Annotated in this window: 16 protein-coding genes; 6 read left to right on the top strand and 10 right to left on the bottom strand. The window is 50.5% G+C overall.

All coding sequences use genetic code 11. The features are described 5' to 3' along the window. Positions 1 to 162: 162 nt before the first annotated feature. Entirely contained in the window at positions 163 to 555 is a 393-nt protein-coding gene (locus H141_RS0116765; RefSeq protein ID WP_026349519.1) for a c-type cytochrome, read from the top strand. A gap of 162 nt (positions 556 to 717) precedes the next feature. Further along, complete coding sequence (locus H141_RS0116760; protein WP_019677443.1) at positions 718 to 2571, top strand: sensor domain-containing diguanylate cyclase; 1854 nt, start codon at positions 718 to 720, stop codon at positions 2569 to 2571. A 6-nt stretch (positions 2572 to 2577) separates the two neighbouring features. Here the strand turns inward: H141_RS0116760 and rep are convergent, their stop codons facing one another. Beyond that, positions 2578 to 4593, bottom strand: coding sequence for a DNA helicase Rep (rep, locus tag H141_RS0116755; protein ID WP_019677442.1), 2016 nt, complete (start codon positions 4591 to 4593; stop codon positions 2578 to 2580). Positions 4594 to 4717: 124 nt separating this feature from the next. Between rep and ubiK the strand changes: the two genes are divergently transcribed. After that, the gene (gene ubiK / locus H141_RS0116750) at positions 4718 to 5005 is read left to right on the top strand and encodes a ubiquinone biosynthesis accessory factor UbiK (RefSeq protein WP_019677441.1); all 288 of its coding nucleotides are present in this window, start codon (positions 4718 to 4720) and stop codon (positions 5003 to 5005) included. Between the two features lie 27 nt (positions 5006 to 5032). Here ubiK and H141_RS0116745 read toward each other — a convergent pair whose 3' ends face one another. Continuing rightward, positions 5033 to 5719: a pirin family protein gene (locus H141_RS0116745; RefSeq protein ID WP_019677440.1), complete on the bottom strand. Its 687-nt coding sequence runs from the start codon at positions 5717 to 5719 to the stop codon at positions 5033 to 5035. Positions 5720 to 5773: 54 nt separating this feature from the next. Between H141_RS0116745 and H141_RS21545 the strand changes: the two genes are divergently transcribed. Next, positions 5774 to 5914, top strand: a complete 141-nt coding sequence (locus H141_RS21545) for a hypothetical protein (protein ID WP_157610995.1) — start codon at positions 5774 to 5776, stop codon at positions 5912 to 5914. Positions 5915 to 5921: 7 nt separating this feature from the next. On the opposite strand, the gene H141_RS0116735 is transcribed toward H141_RS21545, so the two are convergent. Next, the gene (locus H141_RS0116735; protein WP_019677438.1) at positions 5922 to 6368 is read right to left on the bottom strand and encodes a DoxX family protein; all 447 of its coding nucleotides are present in this window, start codon (positions 6366 to 6368) and stop codon (positions 5922 to 5924) included. A gap of 189 nt (positions 6369 to 6557) precedes the next feature. On the opposite strand from H141_RS0116735, the gene H141_RS0116730 reads away from it, so the two are divergent. Beyond that, complete coding sequence (locus H141_RS0116730; RefSeq protein WP_019677437.1) at positions 6558 to 7466, top strand: LysR family transcriptional regulator; 909 nt, start codon at positions 6558 to 6560, stop codon at positions 7464 to 7466. Here H141_RS0116730 and H141_RS0116725 read toward each other — a convergent pair. The 4 genes from H141_RS0116725 to H141_RS0116710 all read right to left on the bottom strand — a co-directional run bounded on the left by H141_RS0116725 (position 7463) and on the right by H141_RS0116710 (position 11104). Further along, positions 7463 to 8818 carry an MFS transporter gene (locus H141_RS0116725; RefSeq protein WP_019677436.1) on the bottom strand — a complete coding sequence of 452 codons (1356 nt, stop codon included), beginning with the start codon at positions 8816 to 8818 and terminating at the stop codon, positions 7463 to 7465. The genes H141_RS0116730 and H141_RS0116725 overlap by 4 nt on opposite strands. 97 nt (positions 8819 to 8915) lie before the next feature. After that, the gene (locus H141_RS0116720) at positions 8916 to 9608 is read right to left on the bottom strand and encodes an aspartate/glutamate racemase family protein (RefSeq protein WP_019677435.1); all 693 of its coding nucleotides are present in this window, start codon (positions 9606 to 9608) and stop codon (positions 8916 to 8918) included. An 83-nt stretch (positions 9609 to 9691) separates the two neighbouring features. After that, positions 9692 to 10630, bottom strand: a complete 939-nt coding sequence (locus H141_RS0116715; RefSeq protein WP_019677434.1) for an SPFH domain-containing protein — start codon at positions 10628 to 10630, stop codon at positions 9692 to 9694. A gap of 27 nt (positions 10631 to 10657) precedes the next feature. Next, positions 10658 to 11104, bottom strand: a complete 447-nt coding sequence (locus H141_RS0116710; protein ID WP_019677433.1) for an NfeD family protein — start codon at positions 11102 to 11104, stop codon at positions 10658 to 10660. A gap of 201 nt (positions 11105 to 11305) precedes the next feature. On the opposite strand from H141_RS0116710, the gene H141_RS0116705 reads away from it, so the two are divergent. After that, positions 11306 to 12598 carry an MFS transporter gene (locus tag H141_RS0116705; protein WP_019677432.1) on the top strand — a complete coding sequence of 431 codons (1293 nt, stop codon included), beginning with the start codon at positions 11306 to 11308 and terminating at the stop codon, positions 12596 to 12598. Between the two features lie 47 nt (positions 12599 to 12645). Here the strand turns inward: H141_RS0116705 and H141_RS0116700 are convergent, their stop codons facing one another. From H141_RS0116700 to H141_RS0116690, 3 genes are all read right to left on the bottom strand, one after another. Next, entirely contained in the window at positions 12646 to 13590 is a 945-nt protein-coding gene (locus H141_RS0116700) for an ABC transporter ATP-binding protein (RefSeq protein WP_019677431.1), read from the bottom strand. Continuing rightward, positions 13590 to 14414, bottom strand: coding sequence for an ABC transporter permease subunit (locus tag H141_RS0116695; protein ID WP_019677430.1), 825 nt, complete (start codon positions 14412 to 14414; stop codon positions 13590 to 13592). Before H141_RS0116695 ends, H141_RS0116700 begins: the two co-directional genes overlap by 1 nt. A 185-nt stretch (positions 14415 to 14599) precedes the next feature. Continuing rightward, positions 14600 to 15661 carry a M28 family peptidase gene (locus H141_RS0116690; protein WP_019677429.1) on the bottom strand — a complete coding sequence of 354 codons (1062 nt, stop codon included), beginning with the start codon at positions 15659 to 15661 and terminating at the stop codon, positions 14600 to 14602. Positions 15662 to 16041 lie beyond the last annotated feature (380 nt).

The following is a 16041-nucleotide window of genomic DNA, read 5'->3' as shown; positions in this document are numbered from 1 at the left end:
ACGACGACTGATCTCCCCGTAGTTTAACGCCGTAAAAGCCGGAAAATAAGGTTGACTAATAAAACAGCAGTCAGGATCAGTATTGCAGTCTTTTAATTGCGCCAGCTTGCAGGCTATAATGGCAGCAATATTACTACTGCCTTAAGCTATGGGATACTTTTAATGAAGAAACTAACTTTTGCGCTGGCTTCGTTACTGCTTGCGGTTGGCGCCACAGCCAGTACGGATAACAACGAAGAATTAGCTAAGCGCATTGCGCCGGTAGGACAGGTTTATATTGCCGGCCAGCAAGCCGAAGTCGCAGCGCAGGCCAGTGGCCCGCGCTCAGGCGAGCAAGTATATAACTCTGCCTGTATTGCCTGCCATGGTACCGGTGCTTTAAATGCACCCAAACCAGGCGAAGAAAGCTGGAAACCGCGTATTGCCCAGGGCTTTGAGGTGATGTTAAAGCACTCGATTGAAGGGTTTAACAACATGCCGGCAATGGGCACCTGTGCAACCTGTAGTGAAGATGAAATTGCAGCGGCCATTCGCTTTATGACCGATGGTGTATAGTTTCTGACAGGATTAAATAAACAAAAGCCGTGCCATGCACGGCTTTTGTTTATAAAAAAGGCACTTAACACTATTAGTTTAGCTGCCGACCGCTTCCATGTGGCGAAACTTTGTGCATAATAACAACTACCTTTCCGCCAGCAAATACAGAGCAGAGATAAGTTGAAGCTAAAAGGATCGCAACTCCAACTGTTTAAAGCCAAAGCTCGCCGGCTCACCACACTTGTTAGCCGTTATAAGCAGGCCTATACCATTCAGGGCGCCTTGTTAAAGCTGTCTGAACTGGCCAGTACCATTAGTGATATGCGGGAATTCTACCCGGCTATCCATAAAATGGTATCGGAGTTGCTACATGCCGAAAACTTTTATGTGGTGTTGTATGACACCAGTACTAAGCAATACCAGCTGCAATATTTTTCTGACGAGAAAGACCAGCAATACATTAAACAGGTGCCATCTACGGCTTTCTCCAGCGGCCTGACCGGCTATGTAACTAAAACCGGCAAGCCGTTACTGTGCGACAGGGACCAGTTTAATGCCATGATTGCCAATGGCGACATTCAGGCACAGGGTTCACAATCCACTCACTGGATGGGTATTCCGCTTTGGCGGAATGAGCAACTGATTGGCGTTATGGCAATTCAAACCTATGACAGTGATTATCGTTATGGTGACGAAGAGTTGGCGATGTTCCTCAGTATTGGCGGCCATACTGTTACCGCACTGGATCGGGTAAAAAGTCGTGAGTTACTGGAGCTGACCGTACAGGAACGGACTCAGCAATTGCAGCTGATTAACCAGTCTTTGCAAAAAGAGATTAAAGAACGGACCAATGCTGAGCGCTTGCAGGCTGCGTTATATGAAATTTCTGAACTGACCGCCAGCAGCCGCGATATGCAAAGTTTCTATAAGGCAGTGCATAAGGTGCTTTCGGGTTTAATGTCGGCAGATAACTGCTATATCGCCCTGCTCAATGCTGACCAGACCAAGCTGACTTTTCCATTCTATCTTGACCAGTACTCACCACCAGCGCGGGAGCGGCCAATCAGCCGCGGTTTTACCGAATATGTTATTCGTTGCGGTGAAGCCAGACTAATTAACAGCGAAGCTGCTGAGCAACTAGCCACCGAAGGTGAAATTCGCCGGGGCATGGCTGACCCATTGCAACGCGGCCGTTTGTCCTCTTGCTGGCTGGGGGCGCCGTTAATGATTGACCAGCGGGTCATCGGGGTGCTTGCCGTGCAATCTTACGATAATGCTTACGATTACACCGAGCAGGAGCTTAGCATCTTGCGCTTTGTCTCGCAGCATATCGGGGTGGCTATTCAGCGCAAATTGGCGGCGGAAAAGCAAAGGCAGCATCAGGAAGAGCTTGAGCGCAAAGTATTTGAAAGTACCCGCGAGCTGCGCCAGACCAACTTATTTTTAAGGCTGCAGGTTGAAGAGCGTAAAAAAGCCGAGCAAAAGTTATTTTATGAAGCGAACCATGACTTACTGACCGGGTTGGCTAACCGCCAGATGTTCCTCGAGCAACTTAAGCGTCAGTTTGCTATATATAAGCGCCAGCCAGATGTTGGTATGGCATTGCTGTTTCTGGATTTAGATCGCTTTAAACTGATTAACGATACGCTGGGCCATCATATTGGCGATGCCTTTTTAATAGAAACCAGCAAACGTATTTTAAGTGCGGTGCGCGAACATGATTTAGCGGCCCGACTGGGTGGTGATGAGTTTGTAGTGCTGCTGCAAAATCTGCAAGGCGAGCATGATGCTGAAGATGTGGCGCAGCGGATTATCGAAAAAATGCGCGAAACTTTTTACCTCGACGGGCAACAAATTAATTCCGGGGTCAGTATTGGCATTGCTTTAATGCTTTCGGAGTACGGTAACGGCGAGCAACTGCTGCGCGATGCCGATGCCGCTATGTATCATGCTAAGGCTCTGGGGCGCGGCCGTTACGCAATATTCCAGGACAAAATGCGCGACCAGATGCTCAGGGCTCTTGGCGCGGAATAGCGACGGTTAGTCTTTTTTCAACATCTGGCGCAGCCGCTCAAGATGAGCCTGGCCGGTTTGCTGGCGCTGCTGTTCGGTTTTCGCCGGCGCTGCCTGTTGCCATTCCAAATCGTCCTGCGGTAGTTCATGCAAAAACCGGCTTGGCTCCGGTCTTATTACTTCACCATACTGACGCCGCTCTTTGGCATAGGTAAAGATTAACTCACGCTGCGCCCGGGTAACCCCAACATAGGCCAGCCGCCGCTCTTCTTCGACGTTATCTTCATCAATACTGCTCTGGTGCGGCAATAAACCTTCTTCCATACCCACCATAAATACATAGGGAAACTCCAGGCCTTTAGACGCATGTAGCGTAAGCAATTGCACCTGATCGGCGTTGTCTTCCTGTTGCTGCCGCTCCATCATATCGCGCAGGGTCAGCCGGGTAACGACTTCAGGCAGGGTCATGGCTTCATGCTCGTCGTCACCTTCCAGCATGGTGCTGATCCAGCGGTACAGCTCATTAACGTTCTTCAGCGCCATTTCGGCTGCTTTCGGGCTGTTACTGGTTTCGAATAACCAGGCTTCATAGTGGCTTTGCCGGATCAAATCACGCACCGCTTCAGCCGGATCAGCGCGCTGGGCGTTATCAGCCACCAGGTTTATCCAGTTAGCAAACTGCTGCACCGCCTGCTGAGCCCGGGCCGATAAATGCATCGACAGCTCCATATCACAGCAAGCCGCAAATAAGCTGATATTCTTACTGTTGGCCAGGTTACCTACCTGCTGCAAGGTCGCCGCACCAATTTCGCGCCTCGGTACATTAATAATCCGCAACAGAGCGTTATCGTCATCCTGGTTCACCAATAGCCGCAGATAAGCCATCACATCTTTAATTTCACTGCGGGCAAAAAATGAGGTACCGCCGGAAATTTTATAGGGAATGCGGTTGGTCATCAGCGCTTTTTCAAATACCCGCGCCTGATGGTTGCCGCGATACAACAGCGCATAGTCGCGATACTCGCTGCGATTCATAAAGCGGTGCGAAATAATCTCAGCCACCACTTTTTCGGCTTCGTCTTCTTCGTGTTTGCAGGGCAATACTCTTAGCGGTACACCGTAGCTATTCTGACTAAACAGCTTTTTTTCGAATTCGTGCGGGTTATTGGCGATCAAAATATTGGCTGCTTTTAGAATCCGTTCGGCCGAGCGATAGTTCTGTTCCAGTTTAATCACATTTAAGTTGGGGAAATCGGTTTTCAGCAACACCAGATTCTGCGGCCGGGCGCCACGCCAGGAGTAAATTGACTGGTCGTCATCGCCGACCACGGTAAAGCGCTGGCGCTCGCCTACCAGGGCTTTTACCAGTTCATACTGGCTGGTATTGGTGTCCTGATATTCATCTACCAGTAAATACTGAATTTTCTGCTGCCACTTTTGCCGTACTTCATTATTGTGCTGAAACAACAACGTAGGGATCAGGATCAAATCATCAAAATCCAGCGCGTTATAGGCTTTTAACTGGTCACTGTACTGCTGATAATAATTGGCAAAATTAATACTCTGCGGATCACTGGCTTGCTTTATGGCTAAAGCCGGCAGGGTTAAATCATTTTTCCAGCCGGATATTTTACTTTGCAGCGCTTTTAATAAGTCTTTGTCACCCTGAAACTCATTGCCGGTCAGTTCCTTTAACAGCGCCATGCTGTCCTGATCGTCAAACAGGCTGAAGCTGGGTTTATAGCCGATATGGCGGTATTCCTTTTTGATGATTTCCAGGCCCAGGGTGTGAAAAGTGGAAATAGTCAGGCCACGGGTAGCCGTTTTCGGTAGTTGCGCCTGGATCCGCTCGCGCATTTCCCGTGCGGCCTTATTGGTAAAGGTTACTGCGGCAATATGGCGTGCAGGCAGTTGGCATTGCTGAATTAAATAAGCAATTTTATTGATAATCACCCGGGTTTTGCCACTGCCGGCGCCGGCCAGCACCAGACAAGGGCCGGCGATAAATGTTACTGCGGCGTTTTGTTGCGAATTTAACTGCATAACCTATACCTTAAACCGGGGCGGGCATTGTAACCAAAATATGCGGCAAATAGCATTCGCGTTCTGGATTTATCTCCGTAGAATAGATGGATAACCACGTTAACCCGGGTAAATGGAGAAATGTATGTTAGATCCGAAAAAAATTGAAGATATCGCCAAGCAAATTGGCAATGCGTTGCCACCGCAAATAAAGCAATTTGCTGATGATACCGAGGCCAAAGTGAAGCAGGTATTGCAGCAAAAACTGGCCAACCTGGATTTTGTCAGCCGTGAGGAGTTTGATGTGCAGCGTCAGGTACTGCTGCGCACCCGCGAGAAGGTTGAGCAGCTGGAGCTGCAGTTGGCGGCCCTACTGGCGCAAAATGTAAAGCCTGACAGCCAAACCGATTTACCTACTGCCGATCAGCAGTAATGAATTGCCGCCCTAGTTGTTGGCCGGCTACCGCAAATCAAACAACAGGGCTTCGCTCTGCTGACTGGCGGTTAACTGCAGCGCCGCTTCGCCACTGACCATCAGGCCATCGCCGGGCCGCATGGTGATGTTGTCCAGTTGCAGCTCACCACTTATCAGGTGCAGATATACCTTGCGACCTGGCAGTGGATAACTTAGCTGATCATCTGCAGCCATGCTAACCCGCAACAACTGTGCTTGTTGTTTCAGTGTTAAGCTGCCATCACGGCCGTCAGGCGAGGCAACTATTGTTAAACCTGGCTTACTGGCAAAATGCTGTTGCTGATAGCCCGGCGCGCCGCCTTGCTTATCGGGCATGATCCAGATCTGTAAAAAACGCAGTTCATCACTCTGGCTGGCGTTGTATTCCGAGTGGTAGACACCACTGCCGGCACTCATTAACTGAAATTCACCTGCCGGCAGTATCTTCTCGTTACCAGCTGAATCTTTATGAACGATGGCGCCTTGCAGCACCAGGGTAATAATTTCCATATCGCGGTGGCCATGGGTATCAAAACCGGCACCGGGGGCAACCCAGTCATCGTTTATGACTCTTAAAGCCGAAAAACCCATATGCGCCGGGTCGTAGTAGCTGCCAAAAGAAAAACTGTGGCGGCTTTTCAGCCAGCCGAAATGGGCTTTGCCGCGTTCGTCGGCTTTGCGTAAGGTAATCATCTGGCTCTCCTTATTACTAAATAATATGGCTACTTATTGCGGTGTGCGGTGTAAATGCAAGGTAGCCGGCATACTGACGTAACAGCAGCAGGGATGCTGCGCAGGCTGAAGGGGCACATGGATGTGATCCTTGAAGCCGGTGAAGTCAGTGTGTCGGCTTCCTTGTATGCCGAATCTGCTAATATGCCGGGATAACAAGCAATTAGCTATTCAGTCTTTTGGCAAGTAGTTCATCAACAGACAATTTGCCTGCACCGCTAAACAGCAGCGAAACACTGGCCGCTAACAGCGCCAGACCAAATTCGTAACCGTTGTTGGCCATAAACAAGCCATTTTCAAAATGCACAGCAAAAATGGCGACCAGCATTGCTACGGCCAGGGCTGCTGCTGCCGGGCGGGTTAACAGGCCAACAATTAATGCCAGGCCACCAAAAAACTCAGCCGCGCCAGCCAGCAGCGCCATCAGCATACCTGGGTTTAAACCAATACTGTCCATCCAGCCGGCAGTGCCCTCCAGGCCGTAGCCACCAAACCAGCCAAACAGCTTTTGCGCACCATGTGCCGCAAAAATAATGCCGATAGGAAGCCGTAGTGCCAGTGCCGACCAGCCGGCCTGGGTAACAGTAAGTTTTGCAATTAATGTTTTCATAAATCACCTGTCAAATTTTTTAATGGTTAAGTGCAGTTTGGTTATCCGCTCGACCGCAAACATCCTGTCGATGTGCTAAAGATAGCGCTATACTTAGTGCTATAAAAGCGGAGCTTTTTGCATAATTAATTCAAATAATTTGAACATAAGCTAACGTTATAGGTGTCAGCAACTGGGGTAATACAGCGAATGCAGCAACTGATTAATTTAGATGCGTTAAGGGCACTTGATGCCATAGACCGTAAAGGCAGCTTTGCCGCGGCGGCCGAAGCGCTATACAAAGTACCGTCGGCACTTAGCTACACTATGGCGCAGCTGGAGCAAAACCTTGGGGTAAGTTTATTTGATCGCAGCAAGCAAAAAGCCCGCTTAACCCCGGCCGGTCAGTTACTCCTGCAACAAGGCCGTGAACTGCTCAAGGCCGCTGATCAGCTACAAAAGGCGGTGCAGCAACTGGACAGTGGCTGGGAGGCTGAGCTTACCCTGGCCCTGGACAGTGTGGTGCCGGCCGAGCCGGTTTTTGCCTTAATAAGCCAGTTTTTGCAACTGGGCAAACTTACCCGGGTGGCACTGCGCCAGGAGGTAATGGCCGGCGGCTGGGAGGCATTAAGTACCGGCCGCGCCGACATTGCCATTGGCGTACCGGCTAGTCAGCATAGCGGCTCTTATCATTTGCAGTTACTGGGCGAAGTGGAGTTTGTATTTGCCGTGGCTCCGCATCATCGGCTGGCACAGCTGGATAAAGTGCTGACGCTGGCCGACGTGCAGCAGGAGACGGCGATAATCGTCGCCGACTCGGCCATCGACAGCCAGAAGCTGTCCAGTGGCTTGTTCGACAGCCGCCAGAAAGTCATTGTCGCCAACCTGGCGCAAAAAATTACTGCCCAGCAACAAGGTTTAGGCGTTGGCTTTTTGCCGCGCCATCTGGTACAGCAGCAGCTGGCCCGCGGCGAACTCATTGCCAAGCAGCACACCATTCCGCGCGACAGCGCTAAGTTATATCTGGCCTGGCACAAACAACAGCAAGGCAATGCCCTCAGCTGGTTTTGCCAACAGTTATGCCAGTATCCGTGGCAGCAGGTTTTTAGAGTCAGTTAATCGTCGGTATGTCGCGCTGACGTTGTCGCATTGGCGTCAGTTGGTTGAGTTTCGGTGCGCTCTGTTGCCGTTGGCTCAAAGTCAGCGCTGTTATCTGTATCCTCCGGGTAGCTGGGCTTGTGGTCCTCTACCCATTGTTCATCCTGACGTGGGTCCAGTTGGGCCAGTGACGCCCCCGACGCTGCCGGTACTGCAACAAACACACTTAACTGCTCATTGGCAATCCGCTCTGAGGTTAAGGCATAGCCACCCAACAGCAGTGCTGCTAAAGCCAGCATGGTAAAAAACAGGCCGCCCGATACGCCCAGTACTGCGCCCAGGATTAACGGGGCCAAAAACGAGCCTATGCCATAGGCAAACAGCAAACTACGGCTGATTTCCACCAAATCTTTACCATGATCTAACCTGTCATTCGCCCGGGCAACACTTAGCGGATAAATACTGAACAGGCTGGTGCCGAGTAAAAATCCCAGCAGATAGAACAGCCAGGTCTGGCTGGCCAGCAGGGCAAGTAGCAGGCAAATAACAAAACTGAACAGGCCAGCCCAGGCTAATAACTTACGCCGGCCGTAGCGGTCTGACAGGGTGCCGACCGGCCATTGCGCCAGCAGGCCACCTAAAATGCTAATTGCCATAAAGGATGCTACTACCGATTGCTGGCCATAGGTATTAAGCACAAATACCGGCACCATGGTGTAAAAACCGCCGACAAAAAAGCCGCCAATGACGCTGCCAACGAGTGCCAGAGGTGCAATATGCAGTACTTTAGGTAAGCTGTAGCGCTCAAATGGAGGTAATACCGGTTGGCTAATCCGGGTAATCGCCACTAAAAATAATGAGGCCAGCACCAGCACTGACCCCAGCACAAACACCAGATGCGATGTGATGTCCATGCTTAAAATCAGCTGGCCAATGGCCGTGGCCATAAAGAACACCACTGTGTACACCGCCAGCACCCGGCCGCGGTCATCCGAGCTGCTTTTTTCATTCAGCCAGCTTTCCAGCACAATTAACAATGCATAAAACGCAAAACCTGACAACAGGCGCAAGCCAGCCCAGAACCAAGGATCGTAATATAAAGTATGGCCCAGAAACGCCATTACCATCACCGCAGAAAAAGCAGAAAAACTGCGGGCATGGCCAACGGAGACAATTAACTTCTGGCTGAACACGGCAGCCAGTAAAGCTCCCAGGAAAAATGCTGAGTTAATAATACCAATGGCCATTTCCGACAAGCCGGCTTGCTTTAAATACAAGCCGATGTAAGTCATCAGCATGCCATAGCCAGTGGCCAGAAAGGCAATCGAGATAAATAAAGACGAAATGGGCAATAACGCTTGCCTGAAAAACATCGGACCTGCTCTTATTCAATAAATCAATGGTTTAACCATAGTTTGCCTTAGATGGTCAAGCAAGTGATAACCTGTGACATAGACTACGGTTCAATACTTATTGCAATGCCAGCTCAGCGGCGCTGCGGGCATGGATGCTGGTGGTATCAAATAGTGGCACAGCAGAGTCCTGCTGCGATACCAGCAGCGAGATTTCGGTGCAGCCGAGGATAATGGCCTCGGCACCGTGAGCGACAAGCTCGGCAATGATCTGGCGATATTGCTCTCTGGACTCTGGTAAAATTTTACCGACACAAAGCTCATCATAAATTATTTGGTGTACTTGTTGACGCTCTGCTTCATTGGGCACAAGCACATTCAGGCCGTGCTGCTCTGTTAGCCGGGCTTTGTAAAAAGGCTGCTCCATGGTGAATTGGGTGCCTAGCAAGCCAACTGTTTTATAGCCTGTAGCCTTAACCGCTATGGCCGTAGCATCGGCAATATGCAGCAGTGGCAGAGTCGTTGCTTCCTCAATAGCGCCCGCTACTTTATGCATGGTGTTGGTACAAAGCACAATAAAGTCGGCACCGGCTGCTTGAAGGCGGGTGGCGGCCTCAGCCAGCAGCTGCCCGGCAGCTTGCCAGTCACCAGTACGTTGCATCTGCTCAATTTCTGCAAAATTAAGGCTGTATAAAATAACTTTAGCCGAGTGCAGGCCACCGAGCTGCTGCTTTACGGTTTCATTAATTATGCGGTAGTAAGGAATAGTCGACTGCCAACTCATTCCGCCCAGCAAGCCAATTGTTTTCATATGTTGTTACTCAAAAAATAAAAGCCAGCATTCTGCTGGCTTGTTGGTTATTCAGGTTCACCCTACTTTACGCAACAGGGGGGCTAGTTACCACCTGGCCGGGCTATTTTCAGTATTTCAGTCAGGCCGGCGACGGCGCCGCCGATATTGGCCAGTTCTGCTGGTACTATCATGGTGTTGTTGGTTTTCGCCAGGTTACCAAACTCTTTCACATATTGCTCGGCTACCCGCAGGCTCACTGCTTCCTGGCCACCCGGGTGATTAATGGCTTCGGCAATTTGACGGATACCTTCAGCGGTAGCAATGGCAATCAGCTCAATCTCGCGGGCGCGACCTTCTGCTTCGTTGATCTGGCGCATCTTGTCACCTTCTGACAGGTTTATCACTTCCTGTTTCTGGCCTTCTGACACGTTAATCATCGCCTGGCGTTCACCTTCTGATTTAGCAATAGCCGCCCGGCGTTCCCGCTCGGCCCGCATTTGCTGTTCTAAGGCATCTTTAATGCTTAGTGGCAATTCGATATCGGAAATTTCATAGCGAAGAACTTTAATCCCCCATGGCGAGGCAGCCTCGTCCAGTGCTTTTACCACTTCTTCGTTAATTTTAGCCCGCTCTTCAAAGGTTTTATCCAGGTCGGTCTGGCCAATCACCGAACGCATGGTAGTTTGTGCCAGCTGCGAAGCGGCATAGCGGTAATCGTTAATTCCGTAACTGGCTTTATGCGGGTCAACCACCTGCAAATACAGCACGCCGTTAATGCCAACCTGAATGTTGTCTCTGGTAACACAGGTTTGGCGTTCTACGTCGATCACTTCTTCTTTTAAGCTGTGGGTGTAGGCCACTTTATCAATAAACGGAATAAGAATATGAAAGCCCGAGTCGAGGGTACGGGAGTATTTACCAAGGCGCTCTATCACAAAGTTTGATTTTTGCGGTACCACCCGGGCAGTTTTGATAATGGTGATAACCACCGCTACGGCAAAGCCCAGCGTTAGTATCGTTTGAATATTAATCTCTTCCATCTTTGGTTTTCCCTTTTAAACTAACAATTAAACTGGTTGTTGGGCCGATACAATTAAGTGAATGCCTTCATTGGCAATAACCCAGGCTACTTCGCCTGCTTTTAATGGCTCGCTGGAGCGGGCGTCCCATTGCACACCATTTAAAACGACCCGGCCGGCGCCTTGCTGGAAATCGGCCAATACTACTACCCGGTTACCAATATCGTCTTTTAAGCGGCTGGGTTGTTCGCCTTGATCTGCGGTATAGCCGGTAAACCAGCGTTTAAAATGGCCGCGGGCCAGCAATAACAACGCCAGGCTGACTACCCCGAAAGTAAGGTACTGCATGGTAGCTGATTCTATCCAGCCCAGTTGCAATAATATACCTACCACAATAGCGCCAATACCCAGAAACACTGCAACAATACTGGTTGCCAGCAGTTCCGACAGAATTAACAGCACGCCAACGATGATCCAGATCATTGCGATACTCATAGCTTTATCCTGTATAAGTAATTTAGCGACAAACAGTAACTGATGTTAGATAAAAGGGTCAATCAATTTAATAGCTTGCTGCTGTTTCATTTGTAAGAAACTATGACGGCCTGGTTGCTTGGCATAGCAGCTTGTTGTCTGCAGCAATGCCCGTTATGTTATTGGTCATTATGTTGAGGAATATCAAAAAGTAGCAGAACGATGGCAGAGCGGAAAATATACGAGTTACTGGTTAATGAAGAAGACGCCCGTGCCTGTCGGGATATCCCGGATAGTGCATGTACCAAAGTACCGAAAAACTTTGTGCTGGTGTTGCTGAGCCAGCTGCTATTAAGCCTGGGCGATTTACTGACCAGCCCGAAAACCGTTTTAACCTGGTTGATGAGCGTTGTGGGTGCGCCGGCCGCGATGGTGGCATGGCTGGTGCCCATTCGCGAATCCGGTTCGATGTTACCGCAGTTGCTAATCGGCGCCTGGGTGCGGCGCTATACTATTCGTAAAACGTTCTGGATTGCCGGCAGCTTAGTTCAGGGCAGTTGTGTGCTGGCAATGGCGCTGGTGGTCAGCCAATGGCAGGGTGCTGTGGCTGGCCTGTCAATTATTGGTCTGCTACTACTGTTTAGCTTAGGCCGTGGCCTCTGTTCAGTGGCTATGAAAGACGTGCAGGGCAAAACTATTCCTAAAGGCCAGCGTGGTCAGTTGACAGGTATAGCCGGCACGGTATCCGGCGTATTAACGCTGTTAGTGTCGCTTTGGCTGTTACGCCAGGAGCCCGATAACCTTATTGTTTATATCGTGTTGCTGGTGGCTGCAGCCTTGTTGTGGTTCAGCGCCGCCGCTATTTTCAGTCAGGTGCAGGAGCAAGCCGGCGAAACCGATGGTGGGGCTAATGCGCTGCAACTGGCCTGGCAAAACCTGAGCTTACTTAAAACAGATAGTCATTTCCGTCAGTTTGTACTATGCAGAGCCTTATTGCTGGGGTCGGCGCTGGTTTCACCTTTTCTGGTGTTGCTGGCCCAGCAACACCACGGCAATGGCCAGACATTGGCCTGGTTTTTAATCTGTGCCAGCCTGGCCAGCGCAATAAGTGCCGCGTTCTGGGGCAGGCTGGCTGATCGCAGCAGTCGCAAGGTTATTATTATTGCCGCAGCCATGGCGCTTACCGGCTGTGCCGTGCTGGCTGCGCTGCACCTGTTCGTCGGACAACTTGCGTTGTATGGTTACCTGCTGCTTTTTTTACTGTTAAGCATTGGCCATGCCGGGGTGCGGGTAGGTCGTAAAACCTATTTGCTGGATATGGCATCGGGTAACAAGCGTACCGACTATGTGTCGGTCAGCAATTCGCTGATTGGGGTATTATTGTTAGTGGTCGGCGGCATAAGCAGTCTGCTGGCCTGGTGGTCATTGCTGGCAGTACTGTGGTTTTTTACCGCCAGTTGCCTGGCGGGTTTGCTGTATGCACTAAAATTACCTGAAGTGTCAAAAGCTGACTAAACGGGCGTTTAGTGAAACCAGCCAGGGTTTAACTCCCTGGCCAGATACTATTCCACGATTGCCGCTTTTTTACGGGCGAAAAGCTGCTGTTCCAGGCTTTTACCTTTGCTCAGCTGTTTATATTGCCAGCCGTTAGCGGCCAGGCATTGCAACAAGCGGATATCAAAATCATCTACCGCTTGTGGCTGATAACTTAACTGATACTCGTGGTTTCGTCCCGCTGTTACTTCTTTCACGCCCGCTAATTGCCGCAGTTGCTGGCACACCTCGCTGCTGTCAACCGCAGCAGCCTCTGCCCCGGCGGCAAGTTGCAGGCTTAAATGTACTGTGCTTTCACTTGGCTGGGCATGGTGTTGCTGTAACTGACCATCCTGTAAATACAACACCTTATTACACAGCCGCTCCAGCTCGAAAATATTATGTGAGCTGATTAAAAAACTGGCGTGCTGGCTTAAATCACTAATCAGTTCCCGAATATGCAGCGCATTGGCTGGATCAAGCCCGGCAGTCGGTTCGTCCAGTAAAATAAGTGCAGGCGAGCCAATAAACGCCTGCGCCATACAGGCCCGCTTACGCATGCCGTGGCTAAGTGCACCCGCTTTGGTCTGGTAGTGCGCTGCCAAATCAACCAACGCTAGCACCCGTTCGGTTTCTGAGCGAGCGGCCCGGGCAGTTAAGCCCTGCAGCTGGCCATAGAAACTCAGTTGCTCGCCGATACTAAAGGCCGGATCCAGCTGGGCATCCTGTGGTAACGCAGATACTTTACCAAATAAAGCCTGGCTGCCAGGCTGCTGCCCTAAAAGCTGCATACTGCCACTATCGGCTTTAATGTAACCGCATAGCAAGCTGAACAAGGTGGTTTTGCCGGCGCCGTTCTGGCCTATCAGTGCTACGGTTTCGCCTCTGTTAACTTCAAAGCTGATGTTATTCAGCACTTTATGCCGGCCATAACTTTTTGTCAGCTGGTTAACTTTGATAATAGGGTTATTCATTACAGCGCCCTCCGGCTCAAAATTTGTTGGGCAATTAACAGCAGAACGGCAGTCTGAGCTAACGGTAGTGCGGCCAGTTGCAGGCTTTGCCAACCCTGGGCCGGAATAAGCTGCCATATTTGCGCGCCTGGCATATATTCCAGTAAAAATGCGGCGTCGGGCTGATGATAAATAAGCCAGCTAAGCAGGCCAAAAACCACGCCCAAGCTGACGATTGCCAGGCTAAGGGCAAGCCGGGACGAACGGGCTAAGGCGGAGAATACCGTCATTAGCGCGGTAAAAGGCATTAACACGATCAGCAGATGGCAGCTTATTAGCAAAGCAGCTTCAATAGCCTGCCAGTTAAGGCCATCTTGTCGTACCGCGCTGATAATCAGCGTCGCGGTAAGCGACAACAGAATTAAGCACAGCTGCACTACTAACTGGCCACAAAAGCGGCCAAGCACAATGGCAGTACGGCTGCTGCGCAGGCTGATAAAGCGTAAGGTACCGCGGGCGGCATCGCTCGACAGCTGGTTGGCGGTAAAAACCAGGCTTAAAAACGGCAGTAGCACCAGGCTCAGCATCCAGTAAAGGGTCAGTTCCGGGGCTGGCCAGTTTAATAACTGATGCAGGCCCAACATGCCAAAGGCCGCTGTCAGCGATTTCTGGAAATTCGGTTCCTGTAGAATTTCGCTGGCCGGGGCAATGGCATACCGCAACAGGAAAAACCAGACTACGGCGGTGGCCGCCAGAGTCATCAGGCCGCGGCGGGTTAGCCATAGCCGGGATAGTTCTACCTGGCTAAACAGCCTGATCTGCCGTAGTAACAACATTATCGACATAAACACTTCCTTATTAGTTTTATTTATTTTTCTATCCATGATTTGCACAAAGAGTGCCAGATTTTTAGTTGTTATATATCATGTGGTTAATTAAATAAAGAGCATTTATAAATACTCTGGCCGGTGATAACGGCCAACAAAATGGTTAATTTAACCACTTTGTTGGTTACCAGGCAGCAGACAGATTAGCTCGGGGTTAGGTGTTGATCCAGCAGTTGAATAAAGCTCAGCACGGTTTCGCTTACCTGAAGGTAGAAGTCGCGGTCGACTTTTTCAAAGGTATCACGCACCGTATGATAGTCGGCATGGTCGGCCACCCCAAAATAGATAAAAGGCACCTGATGCTGATGAAAGATGCCGTGATCGGAGCTTAAGGTCCAGTCCTGCGTGTTGCCTGCCCGGTACCAGGGCCGGTCGTGGCCAGCGATAACTTTTACCGCACTTTGTTGCTGCAGCTGCTGTAGCAGCGGGGTTAGCCAGGGTTGCTGGTAGCTGCCTACCGCAAACAGCAACTGCTCAGTGTCGCGGCTCAGCATATCCATGTTAACGTTAAAGGCCAGTTGCTCAGGTGCAAGTAGCTGGTGTTTAAATAGTGCGACTGCGCCTTGCAAGCCACCTTCTTCGGCGTCCAGCGCTACAAACAATAGCGGGTGGGCAAGCGGGTTTTCGCGAAAATACCGTGCCAGGCCAAGCAGAGTGGCAACGCCGGAGGCATTATCGTCAGCGCCTGCAAACAGCTCGCCGTTTTCCACCCCCAGGTGATCATAATGGGCGGTCAGCACTATTGGTTTTAAGCCAGGGTTTAAACCAGGCAGCAGGCCCAGCACATTGGCGGCGTTTTCAGCTGCCGGCACTGTCGGCTGTTTGCCTCTTAACCAGCGGCTTAATACAAAATGTTGCTCTACACTAAAGGGCTGCAGGTAACCCTCACTGCCAGCCGGTTGCAAGCCAATATCGGCAAACTGTTGGGCCAGCCAGTTGCGGGCCTCAATGCCGCCGCGGGTACCTGGCTTACGACCTTGCCGGTCAGGATGGGCCAGCCAGCTTAGGTCAGCCAGTAACTGCTGATGGTCTAACCGCTGTTGCGCTGCAACTGGGGTTGCCGCTGCCTGCAGCTGAGCCAGCCGGGTACTTTCCCGCTCGGTTAACTGCTGCTGCCAGGCCGGCCAGGCCAGGGTGTATAATAAAATAGTGGCAATAACCAATGCGGCTAAGCCGGCCAGATACAGCCTTTTGGTGACAGACATCAAAATTCCTTACTGCATAATTAAACTGCGAACAGCTTAGCAAATTACTGCGGGTAGCCGCTGTAAAAAATAATCACTCTGACCCATTTTAATTAAAATAATCACTCTGACCCTGAGGTATCCCCACAAAATTGTTAGCTAAAACAAAAAGATGAATTCAGAAGGAACATTCATGGCGTTCGGTGATCAGATCTATCGCCAAACAAACCTATCAAGGACACGCCATGAATGTTCTGCAAATGCTAACCCGTTTTGTGAAAGCCGTCACGCCCAATATGCACAGCCAGCGCCGACAGGCGCTTGAAGCCTGTGTGAAAAGTGCAGTGCATCAGAACAAGCTAACCATTACCCAGCTTGGCCGTGGAATTCACGGTAAAGCT

Source organism: Arsukibacterium perlucidum DSM 18276, from assembly GCF_000382165.1.
In the GTDB taxonomy this organism is placed as follows: domain Bacteria; phylum Pseudomonadota; class Gammaproteobacteria; order Enterobacterales; family Alteromonadaceae; genus Alishewanella; species Alishewanella perlucidum.
This window is presented reverse-complemented; position numbering and strand designations above follow the sequence as displayed.